We start from the raw sequence: 3,863 nt of genomic DNA, 5'->3' as shown, positions 1-3,863 counted from the left end.
GGTCGGCGGGGTGTGGTGCGGTGGGGGTCGGCGCGGGTCAGTGGTGCCCGGCTATCGGGGTGTCCCGCCGGTGAGGGCGTGGTGCGCTGGTGAGGAGGCGCGGAGTGACCCGGTGGAAGCGTGCAGCGACAGGTGGCCGCACGCCAAGGCGGACGGAGGCGCCGACCTGGGTGGCGAGAGGCGCGGAGCCGGGGTGGTGGCCGAGAGTTGCGAGCTGGGTGCCCGGAGTCCGGTGCCGGAGCCCGTCAGTCGGATTCGGGGAAGCCGATGGAGAAGGCGGCGTCCAGGTCGTGCTTGGAGTACGTGCGGAACGCGATGTGCGTCTCCGTGTGCAGCACCCCGGCCACCTTGTTCAGCCGCCCAGGAATCACCTCGGCGATCTGCTCGTAGGCGGCCACGCGGACCATCGCCAGCAGGTCGTATTCGCCGGTGATCGAGTAGACCTCGCTGACCCCGTCGATCTCCGCGATCGTCTGCGCGACCTCCGGGATGCGGTCCACCTCGGCGTTGATGTGAACGATAGCCGTGACCATGCGGACAACTCTATCGGCGTTGGTCGAGGCCCCGGTAAGCGAGGTCGATGCGGGCCTTGTGGCGGGCGGCGCCGCGCGCGGGCAGGCTCCACTCGCCGTCGATCTCGACCAGCCGCACCCCCGGCGACTCCAGCCAGCGCAGGATGCACTCGGTCTCCTCGGCGCTGGCCGCGCGGGTGGGGCCGGGGCCCGGGATGACGACCTCGGCGGTGGCGGTGAGCGACTGGACGAAAGGGGTCGGATGCGTGCCCTTCTGCATGACCCCGGCAGCGGCGAGGCGGCCGTAGCGGATGACGTGGATGTCCCAGCCGCCGTCGAAGGCCGGGCTGGCGGCGACGAGCTGCGGGATGCGGGTGATCGAGACCAGCCGCTGCATGCGTGCCGCCGTGCGGACGAACGCGGCCAGCCGGTCACGGTCGATGGACGCCTCCTCGTAACGCTGCTCCACCGACAGCCGCTCCATGCGCGCGGACACGGCGGTGAAGACCAGCCCGGCGTCGAGCGTCATGGCGCGGCGGGCGCTCTCGACGTGCAGCGCGTAGTCGCCGGGCGACTCCTTGCCCTCGCACGGCGCGCCGCAGCGGCCCATCTCGTGCAGCACGCAGGCGGCGCGGCGGGTGCGCGAGGTGATCGGCTGGGTGCACTGGCGCAGCGGCACCGCCTCGTGCAGCGCGGTGCGCGCCTCGTCGGCGAGCCTGGTGCTGGTGAACGGGCCCAGGTAGGTGGCCTCGTCGTCCTTCACCTCGCGGACGATCGACAGCCGCGGGAACGGCTCGGCGGTGAGCTTGAGCCACACCACCTTCTCCGGGAAGCGGGAGCGGCGGTTGTAGCGCGGCTTGGCACCGCCGATCAGGCGCAGCTCCCTGACCTCGGCCTCCAGCGCGGTCGCGCACACGATGTGCCGCACCCGCTCGGCGATGCCGATCATCTCCCTGATGCGCGGCCTGGTCTCGCTCGCGGTGAAGTAGGAGCGCACCCGGTTGCGCAGGTTGGTGCTCTTGCCGATGTAGAGCACCTCGCCGCGGTCGTCCTCGAACAGGTAGACGCCCGGCGCGTGCGGCACGGACTCGGCCAGGTGGCGCTTGCGCTGCTGCTCAGGCGTGGGGGCGCGGACGAACGACTTCAGCTCCTCCAGCGTGTGCACCTGGAACGAGCCGGCCCGCTCGATCAGCCCGTGCAGCACGTGGACGGTGGCCCTGGCGTCTTCCAGCGCCCGGTGGCACGGCTCGGTGGGGCTGCGGAAGAACCTGGCCAGCGTGGCCAGCTTGGCGTTGGACACCTCGTCGCGCGTCAGCACCCGCCTGGCCAGGTCGACGGTGTCGACCACCGGGTTGGCCGGCGGCGGGTAGTCGTTCGCGGCGCAGGCCGCCTTGACGAACCGGGTGTCGAAGCCCGCGTTGTGCGCCACCAGCACCGCGCCGCGGATGAACTCAAGGAAGCTCGGCAGCACCGCCTCGATGCGCGGCGCGGCCATGACCATGGCGTCGGTGATGCCGGTCAGCACCGAGATGAACGGCGGGATCGGCCCGCCAGGATCGACCAGCGTGGAGAACTCGCCCAGCACCTCGCCCGCCCGGACCTTCACCGCGCCGATCTCGGTGATGGTGTGCTCGGCAGGCGAACCTCCTGTCGTCTCGAGGTCGAACACGACGAATGTGACGTCGCTCAGTGGGGTGCCGAGCTCGTCGAGAGTGCCTTGAACCGCGTCCACGATCCAAGACCATAGAGACGGCGACCGACAAGAACGTACCGGGATCCTCCGTTACCCTTCCCTTTATGTCCGCGGGAAGACTTGCCGGCCGCTACTCTCTGCTGCGCCCTCTGGGCAGTGGTGGCATGGGGAAGGTGTGGCTGGCCAAGGACGAGATGCTCGACCGCGAGGTGGCGGTCAAGGAGCTCACCATGCCCGAGGGCCTGCCGCCCGGGCAGCGCGCCGAGCTGGTCACCCGGGCCGTGCGCGAGGCGCAGGCGACCGCCAGGCTGCGCCATCCGGGCATCGTGGCGCTGCACGACGTGATCGTGGAGGGCGACCGGCCGTGGCTGGTCATGGAGCTGCTGCGCGGGCGCACGCTGCACGACACCGTCCGCGAGTTCGGTCCCATGCCGCATGAGCATGCCGCGCGCATCGGCGCCGACGTGCTCGACGCGCTGTCGGCCGCGCACGCGCAGGGGCTGCAGCACCGCGACGTCAAGCCGGGCAACGTCTTCCTCACCGACTCCGGCCGGGTGGTGCTCACCGACTTCGGCATCGCCAGGCAGGAGGGCCAGGCCACGCTCACCGAGCAGGGCCTGACGATCGGCTCGCCCGGTTTCATCGCCCCCGAGCGGCTGGAGGGCGAGCCTGGCGGCCCGGCCGCCGACCTGTGGTCGCTCGGCGCCACGCTCTTCCTGGCCGCGACCGGCACGCCCGCCTACGAGGGCTCGCCGACCGAGCGCATCAAGGACACGCTCACGCGGCCCGTCCCCGTCACGCATCCGCCGCTCGGGCCGCTGCTGACCGCGATGATGGCCCGCCGTCCCGAGGCCAGGCCCGACGCGCGCTCCACGCTCGCGGCGCTCAGGCAGGTCGCGCAGGGGCAGACGCCGCAGCTGCCGGGGCACGAGCTGACCGCGCCCAGCAGGGTCAAGCGGCGCGGCAGGACCGTGGCGTGGATCGCCGCCGCGACCGCGCTCGTCGTCGCGGCGGCCGCCGCCGGATTCCTCCTGCTCAGGAACCGGGAGTCCGGCACGCCGACGGCCTTCACCGCCCCCATGGACGTCTGCGCGCTGCTCACCTCGCAGGAGGCCGGGCAGCTCCTGCGCACCAAGCAGCCGCCCAAGCCGCAGCCGGACGCCGACGAGGTCGGCCCGTCCTGCGGCTGGCCGATCTCCGGCAGCGCGGGCGTGGGCCTGCAGGTCCAGAAGGACTCCGACACCCGCGACCCCTGGTCGATGACCCCGGCCTCGGCCCACACGCTCTTCGAGAACCAGCGGCGCTACTGGGGCAAATACACCAGTCTCGAATGGAACTGGCCCGAGATCGGCGTGACCAAGAACCGGGCGGCCACGCTCACCCCGCCCCGCGAGCTCGCCGGGGTGGGCGAGGAGGCGTTCGCCTTCGAGCTGAAGGGCCCGTCGAACCGCGTCCACACCGCGATGATCTTCTACCGGCTGGCCAACCTGGTGGTGAAGGTCGAATACACGACGCTCGGCGACCGGCTGACCGACGACGACGTCAAGCAGACCGCGCTCACCGCGGCGCGGGCGACCGAACAGGCGTTGCGCCGTGCGACCTGAACAGCCCCAGCCGCAGCCCTGGCACCAGTCCCAGCCCCAGCCTCAGCCCCAGCC

3 protein-coding genes are annotated in these 3,863 nt (G+C 71.9%); 1 reads left to right on the top strand and 2 read right to left on the bottom strand.

The window, feature by feature from the left end; genetic code table 11:
* Positions 1 to 245 precede the first annotated feature (245 nt).
* Both HII36_RS53845 and HII36_RS53840 read right to left on the bottom strand, forming a co-directional pair.
* Positions 246 to 533 carry an Lrp/AsnC family transcriptional regulator gene (locus HII36_RS53845; protein ID WP_173531146.1) on the bottom strand — a complete coding sequence of 96 codons (288 nt, stop codon included), beginning with the start codon at positions 531 to 533 and terminating at the stop codon, positions 246 to 248.
* Positions 534 to 543: 10 nt separating this feature from the next.
* Positions 544 to 2,244 carry a DEDD exonuclease domain-containing protein gene (locus HII36_RS53840; RefSeq protein WP_173531145.1) on the bottom strand — a complete coding sequence of 567 codons (1,701 nt, stop codon included), beginning with the start codon at positions 2,242 to 2,244 and terminating at the stop codon, positions 544 to 546.
* Between the two features lie 65 nt (positions 2,245 to 2,309).
* Here HII36_RS53840 and HII36_RS53835 point away from each other — a divergent pair, with 65 nt between their 5' ends.
* Positions 2,310 to 3,809 (top strand): serine/threonine-protein kinase, encoded by a 1,500-nt coding sequence (locus tag HII36_RS53835; RefSeq protein WP_268959843.1) that lies wholly within the window; start codon positions 2,310 to 2,312, stop codon positions 3,807 to 3,809.
* Positions 3,810 to 3,863 lie beyond the last annotated feature (54 nt).

Source organism: Nonomuraea antri (assembly GCF_013283785.1).
GTDB lineage: Bacteria > Actinomycetota > Actinomycetes > Streptosporangiales > Streptosporangiaceae > Nonomuraea > Nonomuraea antri.
The sequence above is the reverse complement of the archived record's forward strand: the minus strand, read 5'-3'. Positions and strand labels throughout refer to the sequence as shown.